The following is a 23,444-nucleotide window of genomic DNA, read 5'->3' on the forward strand; positions in this document are numbered from 1 at the left end:
ATGTGGTCAGGGATAGGAATCACGGAGGTTCTTGCAATGAAGTTTGTGATGGATAAAAGTATCGAAGAGCTTGGGATTACAAGCGTTGTGCTTGGAATTGCTAAAAATGTCGACCCGAATGCAGCTTTATCGGATTCATTTTTGAAAAAGAAAAAAGAGAGGGAAGCTTGGGCCTTGCATTGTGATTTGGACGAGGTTTTCCAGTCTCCGGTTATTCAAGGTTATACAGATTTATTGCAGCGCGTGGGCCGCAGTGTTAAGAAAAATCCTCCGACCGTGCCGGCTCTGATCCGCAATATCCAACACCGCGGTTCGCTTCCTCAGATCAATAGTATCATCGATATTTATAATGTCGAAGCCCTGCATTCTCTGCTGGCCATTGGGGGCCATGATTTTGACAAGATTGGGGAGCAGATAGAGTTTACCGTGAGCCAGAGAGAAGATGTCTTTCTGCCGATTCTTTCCAAGGAGAAGCACGTGGCCAAGACGGACTATGTCTACCGTGATGAGAAAGGGATTTTAGCTTGGCTGGATGTTCGAGACAGCGAGTATTATAAGTTTGATGAGGAGACCAAGAATGCCATTTTCATCATTCAGGGAAATGCCCATACTTCGGTGGCAATGCGCTTAGAAGCACTAGAGCGAATCCATCAGGATTTGTCAGAATGTATGCCAAATTTGGAATTTGAGACAGCGGTCATCTCTATAGATGAAAATAAATGAAAACAAACAAAAAATAGTCCCATTTGACAAAAAACTTGTTTTACGGTATCATATTGTTCGGGCACCTCTTTTTGAGGTCGGAAGCTTCCTAATCTTAGGGAGCTATTTTCTTTTTTATAAGAGTTTCCAAAAAACAGCCTTCCCCATCTGTCGTTTTACCGGTTCTGAGGACTCGTAGAGCGTCCATACTTTTTGAGTATCACTTATCATCACGCAAAAGGAGAAATGATGTCAACCAAATATATTTTTGTCACCGGCGGTGTGGTTTCCTCTATCGGGAAAGGGATTGTGGCGGCCAGTCTGGGCCGGCTTTTGAAAAATCGCGGACTCAAGGTCACCATTCAGAAGTTTGACCCTTATATCAACATTGACCCAGGGACCATGAGCCCCTACCAGCATGGAGAAGTCTATGTCACAGATGACGGAGCGGAAACGGATCTGGATCTGGGCCACTATGAGCGTTTCATTGACATCAATCTCAATAAATACTCCAATGTCACCACTGGGAAGATCTACAGCGAGGTCCTGCGCAAGGAGAGGAAGGGCGAGTATCTGGGGGCAACGGTGCAGGTTATTCCCCATATTACCGACGCTCTCAAGGAAAAAATCAAGCGGGCAGCAACGACAACAGACTCTGATGTCATTATCACCGAGGTGGGCGGCACGGTCGGCGATATTGAATCCCTGCCCTTTCTGGAAGCTCTGCGCCAGATGAAGGCGGATGTCGGAGCGGACAATGTCATGTATATCCACACGACCCTCCTGCCTTATCTCAAAGCAGCAGGCGAGATGAAAACCAAACCAACCCAGCATTCCGTCAAAGAACTGCGCGGGCTGGGCATCCAGCCCAATATGCTGGTGATTCGGACGGAGCAGCCAGCCGGTCAGAGCATTAAAAACAAACTGGCCCAGTTCTGCGATGTGGCGCCGGAAGCCGTTATTGAGTCGCTGGATGTGGAGCATCTCTACCAGATCCCGCTCAACCTGCAGGCGCAGAAAATGGACCAAATCGTCTGTGACCACCTGAAGCTGGATGTGCCGGAGGCAGACATGGCCGACTGGTCAGCCATGGTGGATAAGGTGATGCATCTGAAAAAACAGGTCAGAATCAGCCTGGTCGGCAAGTATGTCGAGCTGCCAGATGCCTACATTTCCGTAGTTGAAGCCCTCAAGCATTCGGGTTATGCCAATGATGCAGAAATCCAGCTCAACTGGGTCAATGCCAATGATGTGACCGCTGAAAATGCAGCTCAGCTCTTGGGAGATGCGGACGGAATCATCGTGCCCGGCGGTTTTGGCCAGCGGGGGACCGAGGGCAAGATTCAGACCATTCGCTATGCTCGGGAAAATGATGTGCCTATGCTGGGGGTCTGTCTGGGCATGCAGCTGACCTGTGTGGAGTTTGCCCGCCATGTCTTAGGCTTGAGCGATGCTAACTCTTCTGAGCTCAATCCTGCTACCCAGCATCCGGTTATCGACCTGATGCGCGACCAGATTGATGTGGAGGATATGGGCGGCACCCTGCGGCTGGGCCTCTATCCCTCCAAGCTCAAGCGTGGCTCTAAGGCAGCAGCAGCCTATGACCATCAGGAAGTGGTGCAGCGCCGCCACCGCCACCGCTATGAGTTTAACAATGTCTTCCGTCAGCAGTTTGAGGATGCCGGCTTTGTCTTTTCCGGAGTGTCGCCGGACAACCGCCTGGTGGAAATTGTGGAAATTCCGGAAAATACATTCTTCGTGGCCTGCCAGTACCACCCGGAACTGTCCAGCCGTCCCAACCGTCCGGAAGGCCTCTATACCGCCTTTGTCACAGCGGCAGTGGAAAAGAGTCAGGAAGGCTAGTCCGGCTTTTCAGATGAAGCGGCTTTTTTGTAGAAATGATAAAGTGAACAACAGAAGGAGGAAGCAAAATGTTTTTGAAAATTTTGGCCAGCATTCGGACGAATAACGTTCAAGATGCTGCTTGCTTAGAGAAAATCCAAAGACTTTGGAGAGAGCAGGAGGCAGCAGTGGCAGAGGCTTTTGCGGAAGGAGAGCCAGTCTATGCGGTCTATCATGACTATGCCAGTGATTACAAGGGGGACTACAGCCTGTCCATCTGCCGTCCGACGGACGAGGAAAGCTATGACTTTGACACATCAGAGCAGGTCTATCAGGTCTTTGAGGCGGATAAGGATGATCCCCAAGCCGTGCTTCATGTCTGGCAGAAAATCTGGCAGGCAGAGGATGCAGGAGAGCTTCGCCGGAGCTACAGTCTGGACTTTGAAAAATACGAGCCCGATCAGACTATAGCGGTATTTATAGCAAGGCCGGAATCCTAATAATTCTTGAATAGACGTTTGCCCTTTAGTCTTTCTGATTTTTCATTCTGCCTGACCGCCTCTAACCGGCCTTTGGCTCAGCTGCTGATTTTTTGAAATAAAGTCAAAAATTTTCTTGACAAGCTCCAGTCCGCCTGTTATACTAGTAAAGTACTCAATCGCGGGGATGGCGGAATTGGCAGACGCGCAGGACTAAGGATCCTGTGACCGCTTTAGGTCGTGAGGGTTCAAGTCCCTCTCTCCGCATCAAGCAAGCTGGCTTCGGTCGGCTTTTTATTTTTCTGCAGCAGGGTGCAAAAAGCAAAGCTTTATCTATGATTCCCTAAAATTTCAGGAAAAACTAGCAATTTTAGTGAAAAAGTGATAAAATAAACAATGTAAGTGGTTCAGCCACAAAAAATAAGAGGAGGCCTGATAAGAATGGCAATCGTTTCAGCAGAAAAATTTGTCCAAGCAGCTCGTGACAATGGTTACGCAGTTGGTGGATTCAACACAAACAACCTTGAGTGGACGCAAGCTATCCTGCGTGCAGCAGAAGCTAAAAAAGCTCCAGTGCTTATCCAAACTTCTATGGGTGCAGCAAAATACATGGGTGGTTACAAGGTTGCCCGCAACCTGATTGCAAACTTGGTTGAGTCAATGGGAATCACTGTACCAGTTGCGATTCACTTGGACCACGGTCACTATGAAGATGCCCTTGAGTGTATCGAAGTTGGCTACACTTCTATCATGTTTGACGGCTCACACCTTCCAGTAGAAGAAAACCTTAAATTGGCTAAGGAAGTCGTTGAAAAAGCACACGCTAAAGGAATTTCAGTCGAAGCTGAAGTTGGTACTATCGGCGGTGAAGAAGACGGGATCATCGGTAAAGGTGAATTGGCTCCAATCGAAGACGCAAAAGCAATGGTTGAAACCGGCATTGACTTCTTGGCAGCAGGTATCGGAAACATCCACGGACCATACCCAGCAAACTGGGAAGGTCTTGACCTTGACCACTTGAAGAAACTGACAGAAGCTCTTCCTGGCTTCCCAATCGTATTGCACGGTGGTTCAGGTATTCCTGATGATCAAATCCAAGCAGCGATTAAGCTTGGCGTGGCGAAAGTCAACGTAAACACTGAGTGCCAAATCGCATTTGCGAACGCAACACGTAAATTTGCGCGTGACTACGAAGCAAACGAAGCGGAATACGACAAGAAGAAACTCTTCGACCCACGTAAATTCTTGGCTGACGGTGTCAAAGCTATCCAAGCATCTGTGGAAGAACGCATTGACGTCTTCGGATCAGAAGGCAAGGCTTAATCGGGCTGCAAAACGTTATGAAATCAAGGTTTATCCCACGGGATAGACCTTTTTTGTACAATTTTGCCCCCATTTTGCCCGAATGAAGTTGGTTATTCATCAGATGGTGAAATTTTGAAGCCTTATTGGATAGACAAGGGCTTTTGAGCAGAAATTGAGAGCTATAAAAACTTCGCCTGTCTCTCTGGGATAGAGTTTCCAAATACTGGCGAAAATGATATACTAGTAAAAAGCAAATGCTGCTGTGTCTTGAGTGAGATAGAAAGGGAGTACCTCAAAATTTATGAAAGAAGTGATCATCTACACCTACGGCCTGCGCTCCTATATTTACCACGAAACGAGCGGAGATATAAAAGCAAAAAGGGAAGCTGTTAAGCAGTTTGAGACTGCAATGCGTGAAGAGATTGCTTCAAAGAATGGCATTAATAATCCAGCAGATGAGAAGGAGCAGCGACTCTTAACCCGGGATGCCTACCAGCTCTTTCTGGACCGAGGCAAGAAGACTGTATCCGATGTTAAAGCAGAAGATATCTATCAAGGGCTCAACAAGCTTCAGAAGGAAATTGGTAAAGGGAAAGATTTCCGAGCACAGAACTATATTGACTGGGATCCTTTTGATCTTAAGGCCAGCGATACCGAGTTTAGCCTCGGGCAGTGAGAGCGGGGTGGTGACCAATGAAAGAGCGAAAGAAACTTATATGGATAGCCGTCACTGGCCTCGTCCTTGCGGCCGGTTTGATTTGGGGTGTTTTGACTTATCTGAAAGCAACCGAAAAAATTTATTCTGACCGGACTCCGGCTTCTATTGACAGCATTCAGGTGTTTGATGACCAGAAGTTTGTCTTAGTTGGGATGAAGAATCATAAGGGTGGAAATATTTACTACGGTCAAAATTTTGTGACGACTGTTGCCGAACATAGCCTCTACACAGGGAATATGGAGCGTCCTGCCCCTATTGGGAAAGAGGAATATTATCGGGTGATTAGCTATGACCTCAATAGTCCAGTTAAAGAAAAAAAAGAGTTTGATCTCTATCAGCTTCTGGGAAAAGACAATATCTATCGTGCGTTTCCAATTACGCTTAGTTCATATTATCAGGAAGGCACTGATTATTTTTCTCTGGATATAGAAAAATTACGTCATCAGGACAAGGTTTCTGGAAATATCAAGCAAATCCTCTTTACCGCCGGTGGGGAACTCATCACCGACAATGCGGAGGCCAAGATAAAGGAACTGGACCAGGAACCAAACTCATTTCTTCATAAGGTTAACTGGAGCCGGGGGGGGGGGATTAGTGATCAGATTTGGGACAACCTTCAAAAATATCATCTGTACATGTACGAGGGAGGTTTGAATCATGATTCTGAAAGCGGAAAAGACACGGATATTTCCGGCACCAACTTTGCTCACCTCTATCCTGAGGTGGCAAAGAACATGAAAAATATAGATCGATTATATTTCCGCCCTGAGCAGTACAATGAACGGGAATGGTTTGACAAACTGATTCAGTGGTTTGCGCCGGAAGGGCAGGATGTGATTGAGCTTTATGCGACAGATGAACAAACTGGTGAGAAGACACAGATTCACTCTTATGATGAGTTTGTGGCCTGGATAGCAGCTCACCCAGAGGAGGAGAAAACAGAATGAGGCAACGAAAGAACCTTATCCTGTTCTTTCTAGCTGGTCTAATCCTTACGTCCGGTTTGATTTGGGGTATTTTGACCTATCTGAAAGCAACCGAAAAAATTTATTCTGACCGGACTCCGGCTTCTATTGACAGCATTCAGGTGTTTGATGACCAGAAGTTTGTCTTAGTTGGAGTGAAGAATCATGAGGGAGGGGGGATTTTTTACGGTCAGGATTATGTGACGACCGTTGCCGAACATACCCTCTACACAGGGAATATGGAGCGTCCTGCCCCTATTGGGAAAGAGGAATATTATCGGGTGATTAGCTACGACCTCAACAGTCCAGATATGAAGAAAAAAGAGTTTGATCTTTACGAGATGTTAGATAAGGGGCGGATGTATCGTAATTGGGGAGGTCCTCTGAGCTCCTATTATTACAAAGGTGTAGATTATCTCGTTATGAATATGCAAAAACTGCAGAACGAAGACCCCACCGAAAAGGAAGATGAAAACAATAAGAAGCTCTTATTTACAGCTGGTGGGGAACTTGCCACCGACAATACGGAGGAGAAGATAAAGGAACTGGACCAGGAACCAAACTCATTTCTTCATAAGGTTAACTGGAGCCGGGGGGGGGGAATCAGTGAGCAGATAGATAAGGCTTTGGAAAAATATCATCTTTGGTATAGAGAAAACGACATTGAAACAGTGTCTGAAGAAAATGTTGATTATCGCAATCGTATTGATATTTCCGGCACCAACTTTGCCCGTCTCTACCCTGAAGTGGCAAAGAACATGAAAAATATAAAGCTCCTATACTTCCGCCCTGAGCAGTACAATGAACGGGAATGGTTTGACAAACTGATTCATTGGTTTGCGCCGGAAGGGCAGGATGTGATTGAGCTTTATGCGACAGATGAACAAACTGGTGAGAAGACACAGATTCATTCTTATGATGAGTTTGTGGCCTGGATAGCAGCTCACCCAGAGGAGGAGAAAACAGAATGAGGCAACGAAAGAACCTTATCCTGTTCTCTCTAGCTGGTCTAATCCTTACGTCCGGTTTGATTTGGGGTATCTTGACCTATCTGAAAGCAACCGAAAAAATTTATTCTGACCGGACTCCGGCTTCTATTGACAGCATTCAGGTGTTTGATGACCAGAAGTTTGTCTTGGTTGGGATGAAGGATGCTGGAGGTCCTATGTACTACGGTCAGGACTATGTGACAACTATCTCTAAACACAGCCTCTATACGGGTAAGCTGGAGCGTCCAGTTCCTATTGAGCAGGAGGAACATTATCAAGTTACCAGTTACGATCTCAATAGCCCAGATCCAGGTAAGGAGAAAAAAGAATTCGACCTCTACCAGCTCCTAGGGAAGAATAGTTTGTACCATGCAACTTTAGCTGGCCCTTACTCATATTACCATGATGGAACCGATTATTTTGTTTTGGAACTGGAAAAGTTTGCAAACCGAGATGATTTGTCTGATAATAAAAAGCCAATCCTCTTTACTGCGAGTGGAGAACTCATCACCGACAATGCGGAGGCCAAGATAAAGGAACTGAATCAGGAACCTTCTCCATACCTGCATAAGATTAACTGGAGTAGAGGAGGGGTTAGTCAACAGATTAGAGATGTTTTAGAAAAATATCACATGAGATTCAGTGAAATTGGCTTAAGTTATGAAGGTGAAAATCATGGGAAAGTGGATATCTCCGGCACCAACTTTGCCCGTCTCTATCCTGAAGTGGCAAAGAACATGAAAAATATAAAGCTCCTATATTTCCGCCCTGAGCAGTACAATGAACAGGAATGGTTTGACAAACTGATTCAGTGGTTTGCGCCGGAAGGGCAGGATGTGATTGAGCTCTATGCGACGGATGAGCAGACTGGTGAGAAGACGCAGATTCATTCCTATGATGAGTTTGTGGCCTGGATAGCAGCTCACCCAGAGGAGGAGAAAACAGAATGACTAAACGAATGATTACTCCTGAGAAAATCAAGGGAGTACAGGCTAAGTTTGATGCGGCTTTTCTAAACTTGGATTCCGGTGTCGGAATGATTGTTGCGGATGAGTCGGAAGCAAAACTGACAGAGTGTTTTAATGGTTTCAAAGAAACTGCTGGTACAGTAGAAGAAACGGTAATCAGTTTTAACGATTATCTGGATACAGTAGCGACAGCTTTTGAACAAACAGATTCCTATTTGGCTCAGCAGATTGAGGGGAAAGGAACTGTCCAAACGAATACAGATGCTCAAATGTACAGAGTAAAAGTGCAAGAACAAATTCGCCAAAGTAAATATTATGACGATATATAGTCATAATGCTTAAGGGGAATAGTCATAAATCGCTGGACTAGGTTGGTTTAGATAAAGTTGCAAAAGGGATGACGTGGATGCAAGATAAGTCAAAAGTTGAATTCAAACAAGTCACAGCGTTCAAGGACAAGAATGGTGACTATTCAGAAGAAATTAAAACAAATAAATTTAAAGTAGAAGGTTACGCAAATTGGGGCAATGATTTACGCAGTCTGCTTTGGCCATATTAAGGAGACGGTCATGAAAAAAAAGAAGATAGTGTATGCCTTATTGAGTATTCTTTTATTGGGAGCTTTAGCTCTGCTCTCCTTATGGGTTATTAAAATAAATACTAAAGTTTATACTGATATACGAGAAACAAAATTTAAGAGCATTCAGCTTTTTGATAATAGTAAATTCGTGTTGGTCGCTGTGGATGAGAAAAATAATCGAGCTGATATTTACTATGGCCAAAATTATGTTTCAACTATTGCTGTTCATTCTTGGCGAATTGGAGAAGTTAAAAATTCGCCACCAATTGGGAAAGAAGAATACTATAAGATAATCAGCTACGATTTAAATAACCCTAATCTATCAAGGAAAGAACTAGACCTGTATGAATTGCCTAGAATTCAGACACAAAAGTTTAGACTCAATGAAGTCTTAAGCAGTTATTATGGTAATGGGAAAGACTATATGGCACGAGACAATCTTTACCAATATGTTAATGGAGAATATTTTGAGCAAAGTTTTTTACTGGATATTGATAATGAGGAGCTCTTTTTCAAAGATGTTGCTCAAAGAAGAAATGAGATGGCAACAAAAGATCCATATCTAAACAAAGTGAGCTTGGCTCCTGGTGGGCTAGGGGACAGCTTAAGTGCTCAGTTGAGAGAATACCATTTATTGCAATTGGGAGGGACTATTATTCCAGATTTAGATTCTGATAATAAAATTGATATTTCCAACACCAACTTTGCTCAGCTTTATCCAGATGTAGCCAAAAATATGAAGGATATGACTCAACTTTATTTCCGGCCTGAACAGTATAATCAGAAAGAATGGTTTGATAACCTCTTGCATTGGTTTGCACCTAAGGGACAGGATGTGATGGAGGTTTATGCGACGGATTCTGTAACGGGAGAGAAAACACAAATTAAATCATTTGATGATTATTTAGCATGGCGAGAAGCCCATCCTGAGGAGGTGAAAAAATATGAGTAAACGACACATTGATCCTATGAAAATTCAAGGAGTGCAGGCAAAGTTTGATTCTACATTTCTTGGAGCTCTTGTTAATCCGAGTCAAGCTGTTGAAGATGATTCTCAGGCAAGTTTGGAAGGATGTTTTAATTGTTTCAAGGATACGGCTAGCGAAGTTGTATTTATGATCCAGAATTTTAATGATTATTTAGATACGGTTGCAGAGGCCTTCAAACAAACGGATGAGAATCTTGCGGCGCAGATTAAGGAAGTAAAACTTGAGGATAACGATGCTCGTTATATAAGAAATAAAAACAAGGAATTAGTTAGAGAGAATAGTTATTATGATCGGTTCTAGTTCTGGTTTCCACCTGAATTGATATTCAGGTGGTTTTCTTTTGCTCTCCGTCCCCAGCCTATCTCTCATATGGTATAATGGAACAAGGACATTTTCCTTTTAGTACCTTGAAAACTCTATATTTTTGGGGCTCATTTCCCTGCTCTGCTATTCCTTCAAAAAAATAAAATGACGGACCTTGGCGCCGCTCCATCACATGCAGAATCTCAAAAGCTCTATCCCAGATACGGTCACCTTTATGGAGATGTATGCGGCGGAGATTACCCAAACCGGCCGGGCTTATCTGCAGGTCGGTAATAATGAAGTTTATGAACTCTTCCAGGCGGCCTGGTCAGGGGCCGACTACCAGCCGGACAAGGATGAGCTGGGTATCGAAGACCATACCATCTACCTGATCAATGATCTGGGCCAATACGAAGTGCTCAATCAAGACCTGTCAGGGCTTGATCTGGCCGAGGACATCAAGGAAGTACCGACCGAGCTGGAGGCCATTGTCAGCCAGATCCAGCTCCTGACCGAAAGCCAGCAGATTGCCCCTGTGCCGCAGCCGTGGCTGCCGCCTCTTCCTGATAAAATTGTTTTAGATGAATTATATAAAAATCAGCCTCATTGGCAAGAACGTAAATTACCATTAGAGGTTATTCTTGGTAAAGTAGACTTGCCTAGTAAGCAGTTGCAACAAATTGCTACTCATATTTATCCTGTAGATGGACACTTAGCAGTCTTTTCTAGTCCAGGTATGGGGAAAACTACACTTTTACAATCAGTTGGTCTTGATTTGGCAAGACGAAATACTCCTGAACAGCTTCATATATATTTACTAGACTTCGGAACTAATGGTTTATTGCCATTACTTGCTTTACCACAGGTTGCCGATATCATTTATCCAGATGATGAAGAAAAGATTCCTAAATTTGTTACAAGGATTAGTGAAGAAATCCGGCGCAGAAAAACGCTATTTGCTGATTATCGGGTTGCCAGTTTAGAAAATTTTGAAAAAGCTAGTGGGGACACGCTTCCTTCCATCATGTTCATAATTGATAGTTATGAAGGTTTAAAAGGTTCAAAGTATGAGGATTTGCTTGAAAAAATGATAACTACTATTTCCCGAGATGGAGCTGGATTAGGAATGTATCTTACTCTTTCAACGAGACGGCTTGGAACTTTAAAAGCAGCGCTTCATACAAATATTCGGGCAAAAATTACATTCAAACAGACTGATGAAACTGAAGCAAAAGGCATTGTTGGCAAATATACAGTGCCAATGGAAGAGAAGGTTGGGCGTGGGATGCTTAAACATGAAGATCCAGAGGTCTTTCAAGCTTCTATACCAGTTAATGGTCAAGATGCTTTTGATATCAATGAAAATTTAAAAGAGATTGTCAAACAACTGGATGTGAGTTGGACAGGTTTGCGACCAGACCGAATACCAGTTGTTCCTGATATTTTAACGGTTGAAAATTTCTTGGAAATGCCTGATATTAAAACATCCATCCAAAATATGGAATTACCAATAGGGCTTGAATTTGAAGAAGTGAAGGCTATCTCAGTATCAATCAATCATTTAAAACCATTTCTTGTATTATCGGATAAAGATACAGTTAGATTATTTGCTACCACACATATCCTTCAAATGGTAATTCATTCTATAGAGAAAGAACGTATCACTTTATTTGATTCTACAAATGAATTTATTAATTTTTCTATGGATGTTGGACGCTACATTAATTTAGAGCAAGGTTTAACAAAAGAAGCTTTTGAGTTAAAAAATGCAATCCTGCAAGCAAGAAAAAAACGGAATCAGTTGAATAAGTTTGTTATCATTACTGATTTACAAACTTTCCTTTCGGAAAGTCAACTTTCAGACAATGATTTCGCAATGATGTACGAGGAGAGTCAAAAAGTTGGAGTTCATTTCATCTTTTCTGCTCATAAGAATTTCTTTATGGCATCTACAACTATATCCAAATATATTAAGGAACGCGTTGATATCGGAATCATTGCACAAAAAATGGGAGATCAGACTGTCTTCACTCGTTCTTCGTTTGCTCGCGAAGAGAACTTTAATATAGATGAAGTTTATTTCCATTATAAGGATATTCAAACTAAAATTAAAATTACAAAATAAACAGGAGGTAATTAATGATAGACAACAAAGATTTGCCTATTCAGGAATATTTAGCCGTAAAGAAGGAAGCCTACTATAGTATGATTTTATTGTTAGTTAACGCAGTAATCACAGTTGGGCTATCTTTTGTATTACTCTATTCTGGCTCACGTCAACGTATTTTTGAGAGTATTATGTTTGGCAGTTTATTTTTGATTAGTGCTTTTATTGTAAGGCCTTATTGGATGAAAAAGAAGTCTTTTGAAGCGCAATACCCAGAATTGGCTGGTATATCAATTAAAGGGGCAAGTGTTCCTTCATCCTATTTACTTAAAAGGATTCTTGTTTTTTCGGGAGAGTTTATCTTACTGCTCGTAACTTTTAATGCTCAGTATCATCCAGTTAAGCATCAAGAAAATCCAAATCCGCCAGTGATTAGCAATAATTCTGCGGACAGCAGTTCATCAAGCTCCTCAGTAGATTCATCATCAGAGGTGCAGTCGTCAGAGGAAGGGAGTAAAAGGGTTGTTCATGTCCCCACCTTGGGAGATATAGAGGTTGATTTAGGTTCAATTGAAAGTTCTTCCTCTTCAGAAGAAAATGAAAGCGAGGTTTCTGCAAATGAGTGATGCAGATTTAATCAGTAGAATTGATACTAATAAGGCTAAAAAAGCTATTATTCACATAAAGATCATTTTGAGCGGCCGGTTCCGATTGCAGTCTTCAATCATGAGATGAGAGAATTTTTAGAGGCAATTACTAATGTAACTAAGGTTGTCCAAGACGAAGAGGTGGCTCATCTATATTTTCCTGTTGGCGAGGCTGTACTTGGAACAGAAAAAGCTTATAATACTTTTCAGACAGCATCTGATCGTAGTGTTGATATGCAAACATATGCTCAAAAAGCGCATGCAGATATTATGGAGACGATTGATAGTAAGTTTACAAAGGGATTGGATGAAGCTTTTGAATCTTTAAATGAAGTCAATGGTCAAAATAAAAAATATACTGCTCAAAATATGAGTCATAAAGTAGAGAAAACATACACGTACAAGGAGGGGGTAACTCATACTTATGAGAAAGAGGAAAAATATACCCTTTCTCAGCTTCTTGATGGGAAGGCGAGCCCTATTCAAGCAGCAAAAGATGTCTATGATAAACATCTCTCTATTGTTAAAGAGCGCACTAAAAATAAAGATTCTCTTACTGATGCAGAGATTAAGATGATAGAGGGTAAGAACAATGAAGAATTAGTACAGCTCTATTTTCCAACAGAGATTGGAGATTATAATCGTTTAAAGGCCACCAATTGGCAAGAGAAAAATAAAGAATGGTTGGCTCCGGTTGAGACAGTTTTTCGTGGATTTGCGGCGATTGTATCGTTTATTAGTATTGGAGTAGGGAGTGGTGGTACAGCCCTTCCAGCAGCTGGGGCGATAGCCTCTGCATTTTTGATAGGTGATACGGCTTATTCAGCGGTGACAGAAAATACATTAATATCAGGGACACAACTAACAGGTGAGGAGCGTAATTGGGCTATTGCAGAAACTGGAGCTGTGGCACTCAGTCTAGGCGCAAGTAAATGGCTGGCTCCAATAGCAGAAGCTAGGAAAAGTACAAAGCTAGGAACGGTTGCTACAGTTGTAAGTAAAGCAGATGATGCAGTAGATACATTTCATGTTGCTTACGATGTTTTAACTAAGAGTGAAGAAGAAGCGGGTGCGTCTTTAGCTCAGTTTGCTCTATTCAAGGGTGGTGGTTTTGCCTTAGGAAAGATTCGTGGTGCTAAAGCACAAAATATAGATGCCATGAAGGTAAATGATGTGGACGCAGACTATCGGAACTATGCCTATAGCAAGATAGCTGACGGACAAGATCCTCTGTCTATGCCAGAATGGAGGAAGAAATACACAGTCTCTCAACAAAATTTCTCTAATTACAGTGAATTTTCAGCCGGTAAGATTAATGAGTTTAAAACGAACTTCAATGATGTCGAAACTAATATTACAGTTAGAACTCGTAATTCAGCAGGTGAGGTTCAACGCATTCAATTAAAAGCTGTTGGCCTTGATGAATCGGGAAATATTCGTATTCAAGATTATACATCTGCAAAAGATGGATTATCTGTTAAACGTCAGGAGGTCCTTGAGAACTTATCTAAGTATGGTGGTACAGTCGTAGGTGATGGGAAGGGTACCTTTATAGGTGGTGCAAAGATTGAACCAGGAACTCGCATTGATATTGTTTCTCAAAAAACGGCGGATATTTCAATTGAACACGTTTCGCCACAAATTAAACAAGCTACTTTTAATAAAATTGATGAGCTTGGAAGTGGAGAGATTGATTGGAACCCACTGGAAAGGCAACAAGAGCTTAAGGATACATTTGATACTTATGCAGAGAGAGCTGTTCATGAGGGTGCAGTACCGTCAAAGGAAGCATTTTATAAGATGTATGAAGCCCGACAGTATGACTATCCAAATACATATAAGGAAATTATTAAGCAACCATATCTGAGAAGTGGTGCATCATCTGTTGTAAATGGGTGGAGTATTGAGAACTTTGTTTTCGGAAGTAAAGGTTCTTCAATTGGCCGTGTAACTGGATGGTATTGGTCAAGGTAATTTTACAACTAGCATTGCAGAAGACTCTGCACTCCTGTACACTGAGAATGGAAATTTGAAATCTGGTCCTGAAATTGCGACAGTTAAAGGTGTAAATGCAAGTACCTATAGTAGTGGTATTTACCAATATGAATACAGTCCGGAATTGGTTAGAAATATGGAAGCAAAGGATTTGATTCGTTTTCCTAATGGTGACTCTCCTGGTTCCTCGTCGTTAAATATTTCTGGTGCCAAAACCTGGGCTGGGTCAAATATTAATCTTTCTGAGAGTGAACTTCTCATGCCCTCTATTAATACAAAAGGACATTCCTACGATGATTTCCTTGCAGCGATTAAACAGAAAGGCTATTATGAAGTGAAAAATCCAGAAGTTTATATTCCGGGTACGAGTGAAACAATACGAGTTGATGGGACATTAAGAATAAATAAATGGAGCGATTAAATGAAACCGTACGAATTAGTAGAACCAAAATATTATAAGAATTTTGTCAAACATTATCGCAGAGTAATGGAAGAAGGAAAAGAAGCAGAGGCTTTTTTAGGAGTAGAAGCTGAATATCGTTTTCGACAAAGAGATTCTTATGAAGTGGATACTACGGATATACATGTGTTAATAGAATATTGCTTGTTTCCACTGTATAATGAAGGGGATACCAATATTGTAATAAGAACATTTGAGATTCTGAGAGATTTTAGTTTATCAACGGATTTAGTGAAATTAGATAAGGTAATGTCTTTTGTTTCTGATCAAGAATGGTTTTTAAAACATTATACAGACCTTCCGTTTGTAATCGATGTTGATAGAATTGTGCCGAACATCATTGAGAGTCTCTTAAAGGTATCGGAGGAACAGAAGCATACAGAGTTGTATAAGAGATTATGCAATGCATTAGATCATAATCCCTTGTATCGACAAAAAAACAAAGAAAAAGTAGAACAGGTTCTCGCAGAATTTAAAGAGAAGTATTATACACCTATAAAAGTCGTCGAATCTATCGCAGAAGTTTGGCCAATTGTACTTGATGTTACAAGTATAGATGCCATGGGAGTTTCTGATGGACATCTGGAGCTTTTGCTAGTTGATGAAAACAAGTGGATTCCTGATTTGGAGAAAGAGCATTTATTGAAACTTCAAGAAAAACTTAACAACTACATTTATTTCATCGAAAGCAAGCAGTATGTAGAGCGATACGGCGATAGCTTTGATAAAAAAGTTATTAATATCACTTTCCAATATTCTCCGTCTGATAATGGTTTGGCCTTCTTGGCAGCAGCTCAGAAGACATTGAAAGATACGGATATGCGCTTGAAAATCGTTTTGCCAGATTGAGATAAATTTTAATTGAGAGCTGAAATTTGAGGCTCTCTTTTTCTACGCCAATTCCTTCATTTCCCCTCTCCTGTCATTCCCTATTGTGGTATAATGGGACAAGGAAAATCTCCTATCTAGTACCTTGACAATCTTATCTGACTTGGCATGAGTTCTGCTATTTTCCTAAAGAACAAACCTGACTTTACGACAGATACGCCTGATAATATGAGCACCCAAGGCAGCTATTTCAGCACCATGAGCGAAATTATGGATGATATCCAGGCTGCCGGGAACAAAGTGAAAGAAGAGGGGATAGAAGACCTTTATGTCCAGAAGGGCGAAGCCTCTTTGGGGACGACCAAGGACAGCGGGATCTTCGATAAGTCTATCAATCGTATCAGAAGCATGCTGACGAGTGCCAAGAAGATTCACTCGGATATCATGCAAAACATTGACAGTAAGTTCACGAAAGGGATGGACAAGGCCTTCACTACTTTAAACAAAGTCAATGGTGCGGAGAATCCTTACAAGAGTAAATATACGCAAAAAGAGGTGTCAGCAGTCCGCTATAAAGCAGGTTCCGGCCCTTATAATGCAGAGGTCTATACGAAGAAGGAGTCCTATAGTCTGGTCGAGATTCTGGACGGCAAAGCCAGTCCGATTAAGGCGGCCAAGGATGTCTATGATGAGCGGCTGAAACGGGCCAAGGAACTGCTGGCCAACAAGGACCAGCTGTCTGATGAGCAGATCAAGGCCCTGGAGGGCAAGAGTGCGGAGGATATCGTAGCTGCTCAGTATCCAGGCCAGCTTCCAGATTACCAGAAGCTCAAGGCCAGCCGCTACTACGAAGAGAATAAGGAGAGCCTTCAGTATGTTGATACGGGCCTGAAAGTTGCGGCTGGACTAGCCATGATTGGCGGGGTCTTGCTGGCACCTGTCACTGGCGGTGCTTCCCTCTATGCGACCTATGCAGGCGGTGCCTATCTGGCAGCCGACAGTACTTACTCTGCAGTGACGGGGCACACCATGATCACCGGCGATCAGCTTTCCACCGAAGAGCGGATCTGGGCAGGGATCGATGCAGCGGTGACGGTTGTTTCCATGGGCTCAGCGGCCTACCTAACCAAGCTGGCCAAGGCTGGCACGAGCGGTTCCACCCTGTTAAAAGGCCTAGCCACGGCAGGGAAGTATGCGGATGATGTCAACGATGTGTCTAAGGTGGTCTATGCGACTGCGACGGGACAGGACCCTACTTCAGCATTGGGAAATTTAGTCTTAGGACAGGTGATGGGCTACGGTCTGGGTAAGGGCAGCGATTATCTGAATGTCAAGTTTGGCCGCGGCTCAACTCCGGACTTAGCTGCAGACCTCCCATCGGGGGGTAGCCGGAAGGCTCCATCTGTGGATGTGGACTTGCCGGGCGGTTCCGGCAGGGTGCCGAAAGTTGATACAAGCAACCTAAACCTTCGCAGTCAGGCTGCACCCGACATCACTGTCGGAAGAGGAGCAGCCGATATAGACGCCCCAAGCATCAGCGGTACCAAAGCCGTTCCGGATCTTCCAAGTGCCAAGCAGGTAGCGGCAGAAAGTGCAGCCGGAGTGGTTGGCGGAGCGAGAGTCAAAGACGTAGATGTGCCGAGGGTTAAGGATGTTGCGACTCCGAGCAGAACTGGTGATGTGGGTGTGCCGAAAGTGGATTCTCAAAGTTCAGCGAAAATGTCTGAACCATCTCGTTTGGAATATTTACGCAATAATATGGTAGAATATCTACAGAAGAATTAAATCAACGTATTAACTTGCGCAGTGAAACGATGAAGCAGTACAATGAGATGAAAAATACCATTAAAAGTAAAAATCGATATGGACCCGCTTTCGCTACTGTTTATGATAAAACAACAGGGAAGTATTATAGTGCAATTAATCATTTTAGGGGGAAAGAACCTGAATTCCATCCCCTGTTACAAGAACGATTTGACAATGCCAGTCAGGAATTGATTGATTCGTACATAAAAACAAAAGGCTTTGCCTCACACGCAGAAGTATATGCAGTGAATGAAGCTTTGAAGGCTAATCCCAATGCTACCATGGATGATTTATTGGTTAATGTCATTCATACAGATAAGGGTAAGAGTTATATTAATAAAATGCCATATGCAGGCGGTGAAATGTTTGTACGGTGTCCGCATTGTCAGTACATGCTGGATGGCTTTAATATGATTTCAGAGGTTGGAAAATGATAGAAGAAAAAATTTTAACAAAAGAAGAAGTTCTCCGTGACGGTGTTTGTTTTGAAGAAGAACTAGATTGGGGCGGAGAATATTATCAACAAATTGTCTGTGAAAATGAAGCAGGAGAAGAAGTTCCTTACACTGGTTTGGCCTATGATTTATATCCAGATGGGAAATTGGAATACTATGGCTACATTGATAATGGGTATCGTCATGGACAGAATATTTGGTTCTATGAGAATGGTAACATTGAAAGTATAAATTATCAAGACCATGGTGCAGCTGATGGTATTCAAAAGGATTATTATGAAAATGGTTCATTGGAAACAGTGGAATATAGAGTTTTAGGGATGAAAGTTCTCTACATTCAATATGATGAAAATGGGAATATTATTGAAGAGAAAACCAAACCAACTGAAAAAGACATTGAACGCGCTTTGAAACGAGGTGTTGATTTATCGACTTTAGACATGAATTTGAAGTAGAACAGAATCAATTAAAGAATCAGATAGACTTATCTAATCATTTTGAGGACTCGGATATTCGTTATGTCGCAGGGGTGGATTTGGCCTATTGGACAGAGAATGACAAGGAATACGGCGTTGCTTGCCTCGTGGTTATTGACCGGGAAAATCTCCAAGTTGTTGAAGAGGTTAGTTTTCATGATGAAATTACAGTTCCCTATCTCCCAGGTTTTCTTGCATTTAGGGAATTGCCTCTGATTTTGGAGGCAGTTAAACTATTGAAAATCAAACCTGACTTATATATGTTTGATGGAAATGGTTATCTGCATCCGCGCCATATGGGAATCGCGACCCATGCTTCCTTTTTCTTAGGGAAACCAACTATCGGAGTTGCCAAAAATTACTACCATATTGAAGGAGCAGAATTTGTACTTCCTGACAATTACGAAGGAGCCTGTACAGAAATAGTCAAAAACGGTGAGATTTATGGGCAAGTATTGCGGACACATCAGAATGTCAAACCGATTTTTATCTCATGCGGGAATTGGATTGATATAGAAACAAGTCAGAAGTTTGTTTTGGAATTTGTCACTAAAGAAAGCCGTTTGCCTGTTACAACCAGATATGCGGATATCCTGACCCATAAAGAACGAAAGAAACTATCTGGAATTACAAATGATTGAATGATTGCAGGCTTCTTAGCCTTGCGTCAATCATGGCCGTGTCTCCAGAATTTCCGATAATATTAAGAGAAGACTGCTTTTGTTCTTCTCTTTTTGATGTTTGAGGAAAGAGGGAACTCTAAACTTATCGAAATGCTAAAATAGACAAAATTCGTGTGTTTTATCAGTCCTCGTTTTCCTATTTGTTCCTTAAACAATTCTCTATTATGGTATAATGGAACAAGGAAAATCTCCTACTTAACACTTTGACAATCTTATCTGATTTGACATGAGTTCTGCTATTTTCCTAAAGAACAAACCCGACTTTACGACGGATACGCCTGATAATATGACGACCCAGGGCAGCTATCTCAGTACCATGAGCGAAATCATGGATGATATCAAGGCTGTAGGGGATAAGGTCAGAGAGGAAGGGCTTGAGAGTCTCTATATTGCCAAAGGCGAAGCTACTTTAGGGACGACCAAGGACAGCGGAATCTTTGATAAGTCCATCAATCGTATCAGAAGCATGCTGACGAGTGCCAAGAAGATTCACTCGGATATCATGCAAAACATTGACAGTAAGTTCACCAAGGGGATGGACAAGGCCTTCACCACGCTGAACAATGTCAACGGGGCAGAAAAGCCTTACAAGAGTAAACATACGCAAAAAGAGGTGTCCGATGTTCGCTATAAGGCAGGTTCCGGCCCTTATAATGCGGAGGTCTATACAAGGAAAGAGTCCTATACTCTGGCTGAAATTCTGGACGGCAAAGCCAGTCCGATCAAGGTAACCAAGGATGTCTATGATGAGCGGCTGAAGCGGGCCAAGGAACTGCTGGCCAACAAGGACCAGCAGTCTGATGAGCAGATCAAGGCCCTGGAGGGCAAGAGTGCGGAGGATATCGTAGCTGCTCAGTATCCAGGCCAGCTTCCAGATTACCAGAAGCTCAAGGCCAGCCGCTACTACGAAGAGAATAAGGAGAGCCTTCAGTATGTTGATACGGGCCTGAAAGTTGCGGCTGGACTAGCCATGATTGGCGGGGTCTTGCTGGCACCTGTCACTGGCGGTGCTTCCCTCTATGCGACCTATGCAGGCGGTGCCTATCTGGCAGCCGACAGTACTTACTCTGCAGTGACGGGGCACACCATGATCACCGGCGATCAGCTTTCCACCGAAGAGCGGATCTGGGCAGGAATTGACGCAGCGGTGACGGTTGTTTCCATGGGCTCAGCGGCCTACCTAACCAAGCTGGCCAAGGCGGGTACGAGCGGTTCCACTCTGTTAAAAGGCCTAGCCACGGCAGGGAAGTATGCGGATGATGTCAACGATGTGTCTAAGGTGGTCTATGCGACTGCGACGGGACAGGACCCTACTTCAGCATTAGGAAATTTAGTCTTAGGACAGGTGATGGGCTACGGTCTGGGTAAGGGCGGCGATTATCTGAATGTCAAGTTTGGCCGCGGCTCAACTCCGGACTTGGACGTAAATCTTCCGACAGGGGGCGGCCGGAAGGCTCCATCTGTGGATGTGGACTTGCCGGGCGGTTCCGGCAGGGTGCCGAAAGTTGATACAAGCAACCTAAACCTTCGCAGTCAGGCTGCACCAGACATTACTGTCGGAAGAGGAGCGGCAGATGTGGATGTGCCAAGCGTCAGCGGTGCTAAAGCCGTTCCGGACCTTCCAAGTGCCAAGCAGGTGGCGGCAGAAAGTGCAGCCGGAGTGGTCGGCGGAGCGAGAGTCAAAGACGTAGATGTGCCGAGGGTTAAGGATGTTGCGACTCCGAGCAGAACTGGTGATGTGGATGTGCCTAAGGCAAATAAGCCAGAGCCGACTTACAATCGCGAGCGCATTCTTCAGAATATCGAAGCCAGCAGACGAGCTCGTGAGGCTTCAAACTTTGACCAGTATTTGGAAAAAGAAAATTTCCAAAAGACTCTGTTAGATATGAATCAAGCAGATAGGCAACGATATCTTCAATGGCATAAATATGCGGAGGCAGGGCTTAGTCCGTTGGACCGTGTCAGGGTGTTGGAAATTTCTGAAAAAGCTCCAAAGGTAGAATATCAACCGGATTATTCATCTGATAGTGTGCTAGGAATATCGAAGGGTAATCGTCCTAGTGTGGAGAATGTATATGATCCAGAGTATATTAAAGCACACAAGAAGCAGTTTGGCAATGGGGCCATTAAGATTCAGAAGTTTACTCCTGTAGAGGGAGGATTTAATAATGGGGCTATTGGTAATCCTAAAGATTATGTAGCTTTTGTTATGCCGAAAGAAACTGGAGAAACTTTAATTGAAGTTAGCAAAGGAGATCCTAGAGTTCTTGAAGATTTATTAGGCTTGCATCCGGGAGATTTAGGAGATGCACCTGTTGCGATTGAGATTCCACCAGAATCTATCAACAATTTAACCATTCCGAGTGGTAATGAAGATTCCGCTTTTGAGGGATTTTGGAGACCTGGCGGTCGCACTTATCCAGGCGATATGCCAGAAGCAGTCATTGATGAAGTACCTTGGGGGCAATTTACAATTCGGCAGCTAGGAGGCAATTAAAATGGGAATCACAAAAATAACATGGGAAGAATATGAGAATTATAAGGCAGTAGATACGCCGGATAATCTTTATATTCGGGAACATAATGGGAAATACTATACGGTTTTTGAGCTTGGTGTTGCATCTGTAAGGCGAGTTTTTGAGATTGATGCTGCAGATTTTGAAGCATATCTATCTGGAGAGCGCTCAGGAAATGATTTATTATTTAAAGCTCAGAATGACAGATGGCCACCAACCGAGGAAGAGAAAAAAGCTAGTGAAAAGCGATTTGTAGAAAAGGGACTTACACCTTTAATAGCTAATCCGAAAAGTCAAGAACTCTTTACTCAAGAAGAACTTGAGAAATTGATTCCACTTGCTGAACAAAAATGGATTGATTGGAAAGGCAAGCTTCCAGATGATTATGTGTCACCTATAGAGCGATAAATAGTCTGGCCACCTGTGATGGAAGTCGTAGGTGGTTTTCTTAATTTCCATTTAGCGAACAGAAGTGAAGTTATTTATCCAGCTACGTTTAATGAGCATTTTCGAGGATGGCATGGAGGTAACTGGAGGACAAGCCTGCCAGGCCAACGTATCAATCCGATTGAAGATTTTTGACATAGTTATTGAAAAGGAGAAATAAAATGGCAATAATTTATGCAAGAGTCAAAATGAATGATAATATTGCACAAGCGTGTAAAATAGTCAGACAGTATACGGCTATGCCTGTTGGTAAAATTAAAAATAGAATTGAAAAGGAAGAAGTTTTACTAGAGTATAATTACTTAGACTTAGATGAGTTAAAGTTGATGAGAACTATTCTCAATGCACTTATCAATCTGGGTGCAAAAGTTTATTTATTCAGAGAGACTAGAGAAGTTGATATGTCTTATTTAAACAATACCATTGAATCTTACGAAGGTATAGAAGAAGATCGACTTGCACAATATGCCCTCATGTTTGACGATGAGGACTGAAATAGTATCTAACCTCAAAATGTGGTAACATGTAGTTATCACATTTTTTTATGTCTACCTCAGATTTCCACTGAAGAACGGATCTGGGCAGGTATTGATGCAGCGGTGACGGTTGTTTTCATTGGGAATAATGTGTTTGACAAAAACAAAAAAGTGGATAGAATAAAGAAAATACAGAGAATAGAGGGAACAAAATAATGAATGACGATAAGATGACTGTAATTCAAGAAATGTTTAAAAAAGGTGAAACAGATGAATTAGTCCCCGCAGTTACTGTGATACTGGACGGAAAAATTAAAGGTGTGATTGACATTTTGATGGAAAAAAATGGTTATGAAGGTTATCCAGAAGCCATATCTGATATTATCTTTAAAGGCATTTCAACAATGATTGATCACGAATAAATCAGGCTAATTTTATCGTCAAAATTTTGAAGAGTTAATTCCTGAAAATGAACGATATTGGCTAGTAAAGGACGGTAAATATTATGCCAGATAGTAAGTTGGTTATTTTGAACGAGTCTTTCGGTAAGGAAGGATTAGATGAAAAAGTCGAAGGCTTGACTTTGATTGTAGATAGGCAGATTAAGACCGCCTTTGATGTGATTAAAACTAAAAGGCGGTGGGACAGAACTAAATTTTTAAAAATTTAGTTCGTCGTCCCAGCCCCGCGAGGATGATTAGGAGCTTT

General features: G+C 42.5%; 24 protein-coding genes, 1 tRNA gene and 1 pseudogene. All 26 read left to right on the plus strand.

The window, feature by feature from the left end; genetic code table 11:
- The first annotated feature begins 36 nt into the window (after nt 1–36).
- Nucleotides 37–723 carry a B3/B4 domain-containing protein gene (locus DHL47_RS09620; protein ID WP_128836497.1) on the plus strand — a complete coding sequence of 229 codons (687 nt, stop codon included), beginning with the start codon at nt 37–39 and terminating at the stop codon, nt 721–723.
- A gap of 228 nt (nt 724–951) precedes the next feature.
- Complete coding sequence (locus tag DHL47_RS09625) at nt 952–2,565, plus strand: CTP synthase (protein ID WP_128836834.1); 1,614 nt, start codon at nt 952–954, stop codon at nt 2,563–2,565.
- 68 nt (nt 2,566–2,633) lie between these two features.
- Nucleotides 2,634–3,044: a GyrI-like domain-containing protein gene (locus DHL47_RS09630; RefSeq protein ID WP_128836492.1), complete on the plus strand. Its 411-nt coding sequence runs from the start codon at nt 2,634–2,636 to the stop codon at nt 3,042–3,044.
- 160 nt (nt 3,045–3,204) lie between these two features.
- Nucleotides 3,205–3,290 (plus strand) — tRNA-Leu (locus DHL47_RS09635).
- Between the two features lie 174 nt (nt 3,291–3,464).
- Complete coding sequence (locus tag DHL47_RS09640) at nt 3,465–4,346, plus strand: class II fructose-bisphosphate aldolase (RefSeq protein ID WP_002908770.1); 882 nt, start codon at nt 3,465–3,467, stop codon at nt 4,344–4,346.
- A 283-nt stretch (nt 4,347–4,629) separates the two neighbouring features.
- The gene (locus tag DHL47_RS09645) at nt 4,630–5,004 is read left to right on the plus strand and encodes a hypothetical protein (RefSeq protein ID WP_209551711.1); all 375 of its coding nucleotides are present in this window, start codon (nt 4,630–4,632) and stop codon (nt 5,002–5,004) included.
- A 17-nt stretch (nt 5,005–5,021) separates the two neighbouring features.
- Nucleotides 5,022–5,993, plus strand: a complete 972-nt coding sequence (locus tag DHL47_RS09650; protein ID WP_209551712.1) for a hypothetical protein — start codon at nt 5,022–5,024, stop codon at nt 5,991–5,993.
- The gene (locus DHL47_RS09655; protein ID WP_209551713.1) at nt 5,990–6,982 is read left to right on the plus strand and encodes a hypothetical protein; all 993 of its coding nucleotides are present in this window, start codon (nt 5,990–5,992) and stop codon (nt 6,980–6,982) included. Before DHL47_RS09650 ends, DHL47_RS09655 begins: the two co-directional genes overlap by 4 nt.
- On the plus strand, nt 6,979–7,950 hold the full coding sequence (locus DHL47_RS09660; protein ID WP_209551714.1) for a hypothetical protein: 972 nt from the start codon (nt 6,979–6,981) through the stop codon (nt 7,948–7,950). Before DHL47_RS09655 ends, DHL47_RS09660 begins: the two co-directional genes overlap by 4 nt.
- Nucleotides 7,947–8,297 (plus strand): hypothetical protein, encoded by a 351-nt coding sequence (locus tag DHL47_RS09665; RefSeq protein WP_209551715.1) that lies wholly within the window; start codon nt 7,947–7,949, stop codon nt 8,295–8,297. The genes DHL47_RS09660 and DHL47_RS09665 overlap by 4 nt, the downstream gene beginning before the upstream one ends.
- 240 nt (nt 8,298–8,537) lie before the next feature.
- The gene (locus tag DHL47_RS09670; RefSeq protein WP_209551716.1) at nt 8,538–9,500 is read left to right on the plus strand and encodes a hypothetical protein; all 963 of its coding nucleotides are present in this window, start codon (nt 8,538–8,540) and stop codon (nt 9,498–9,500) included.
- Nucleotides 9,493–9,837 (plus strand): hypothetical protein, encoded by a 345-nt coding sequence (locus DHL47_RS09675; protein WP_209551717.1) that lies wholly within the window; start codon nt 9,493–9,495, stop codon nt 9,835–9,837. The genes DHL47_RS09670 and DHL47_RS09675 overlap by 8 nt, the downstream gene beginning before the upstream one ends.
- Before the next feature lie 205 nt (nt 9,838–10,042).
- Nucleotides 10,043–10,876, plus strand: a pseudogene (locus tag DHL47_RS13660) (FtsK/SpoIIIE domain-containing protein); the annotation flags it as partial.
- A 1,103-nt stretch (nt 10,877–11,979) separates the two neighbouring features.
- Nucleotides 11,980–12,573, plus strand: a complete 594-nt coding sequence (locus DHL47_RS09685) for a hypothetical protein (protein ID WP_209551719.1) — start codon at nt 11,980–11,982, stop codon at nt 12,571–12,573.
- A gap of 105 nt (nt 12,574–12,678) precedes the next feature.
- On the plus strand, nt 12,679–14,568 hold the full coding sequence (locus DHL47_RS13530; RefSeq protein ID WP_209551720.1) for a hypothetical protein: 1,890 nt from the start codon (nt 12,679–12,681) through the stop codon (nt 14,566–14,568).
- 34 nt (nt 14,569–14,602) lie between these two features.
- The gene (locus DHL47_RS13535) at nt 14,603–15,010 is read left to right on the plus strand and encodes a hypothetical protein (protein WP_275946007.1); all 408 of its coding nucleotides are present in this window, start codon (nt 14,603–14,605) and stop codon (nt 15,008–15,010) included.
- Entirely contained in the window at nt 15,011–15,898 is an 888-nt protein-coding gene (ifs, locus tag DHL47_RS09700) for an NAD glycohydrolase toxin immunity factor (RefSeq protein WP_209551721.1), read from the plus strand.
- 147 nt (nt 15,899–16,045) lie between these two features.
- Complete coding sequence (locus tag DHL47_RS09705; protein ID WP_209551722.1) at nt 16,046–17,662, plus strand: hypothetical protein; 1,617 nt, start codon at nt 16,046–16,048, stop codon at nt 17,660–17,662.
- 47 nt (nt 17,663–17,709) lie between these two features.
- Entirely contained in the window at nt 17,710–18,117 is a 408-nt protein-coding gene (locus tag DHL47_RS09710) for a YwqJ-related putative deaminase (protein WP_209551723.1), read from the plus strand.
- Nucleotides 18,114–18,593, plus strand: a complete 480-nt coding sequence (locus tag DHL47_RS09715; RefSeq protein WP_209551724.1) for a toxin-antitoxin system YwqK family antitoxin — start codon at nt 18,114–18,116, stop codon at nt 18,591–18,593. The genes DHL47_RS09710 and DHL47_RS09715 overlap by 4 nt, the downstream gene beginning before the upstream one ends.
- Complete coding sequence (locus DHL47_RS09720) at nt 18,566–19,255, plus strand: endonuclease V (RefSeq protein ID WP_209551729.1); 690 nt, start codon at nt 18,566–18,568, stop codon at nt 19,253–19,255. Before DHL47_RS09715 ends, DHL47_RS09720 begins: the two co-directional genes overlap by 28 nt.
- A gap of 268 nt (nt 19,256–19,523) precedes the next feature.
- Entirely contained in the window at nt 19,524–21,794 is a 2,271-nt protein-coding gene (locus tag DHL47_RS13415) for a hypothetical protein (RefSeq protein ID WP_245335600.1), read from the plus strand.
- A 1-nt stretch (nt 21,795) separates the two neighbouring features.
- On the plus strand, nt 21,796–22,221 hold the full coding sequence (locus DHL47_RS09730) for a hypothetical protein (RefSeq protein ID WP_209551725.1): 426 nt from the start codon (nt 21,796–21,798) through the stop codon (nt 22,219–22,221).
- Nucleotides 22,222–22,421: 200 nt separating this feature from the next.
- A complete protein-coding gene (locus tag DHL47_RS09735; RefSeq protein ID WP_209551726.1) occupies nt 22,422–22,754 on the plus strand; it encodes a hypothetical protein in 333 nt (110 codons plus the stop codon).
- Nucleotides 22,755–22,951: 197 nt separating this feature from the next.
- Nucleotides 22,952–23,158 carry a hypothetical protein gene (locus DHL47_RS09740; protein WP_128836474.1) on the plus strand — a complete coding sequence of 69 codons (207 nt, stop codon included), beginning with the start codon at nt 22,952–22,954 and terminating at the stop codon, nt 23,156–23,158.
- Between the two features lie 83 nt (nt 23,159–23,241).
- The gene (locus DHL47_RS09745) at nt 23,242–23,406 is read left to right on the plus strand and encodes a hypothetical protein (RefSeq protein ID WP_164828412.1); all 165 of its coding nucleotides are present in this window, start codon (nt 23,242–23,244) and stop codon (nt 23,404–23,406) included.
- Nucleotides 23,407–23,444 lie beyond the last annotated feature (38 nt).

Source organism: Streptococcus panodentis (genome assembly GCF_017884005.1).
Classification (GTDB): Bacteria; Bacillota; Bacilli; order Lactobacillales; family Streptococcaceae; genus Streptococcus; species Streptococcus panodentis.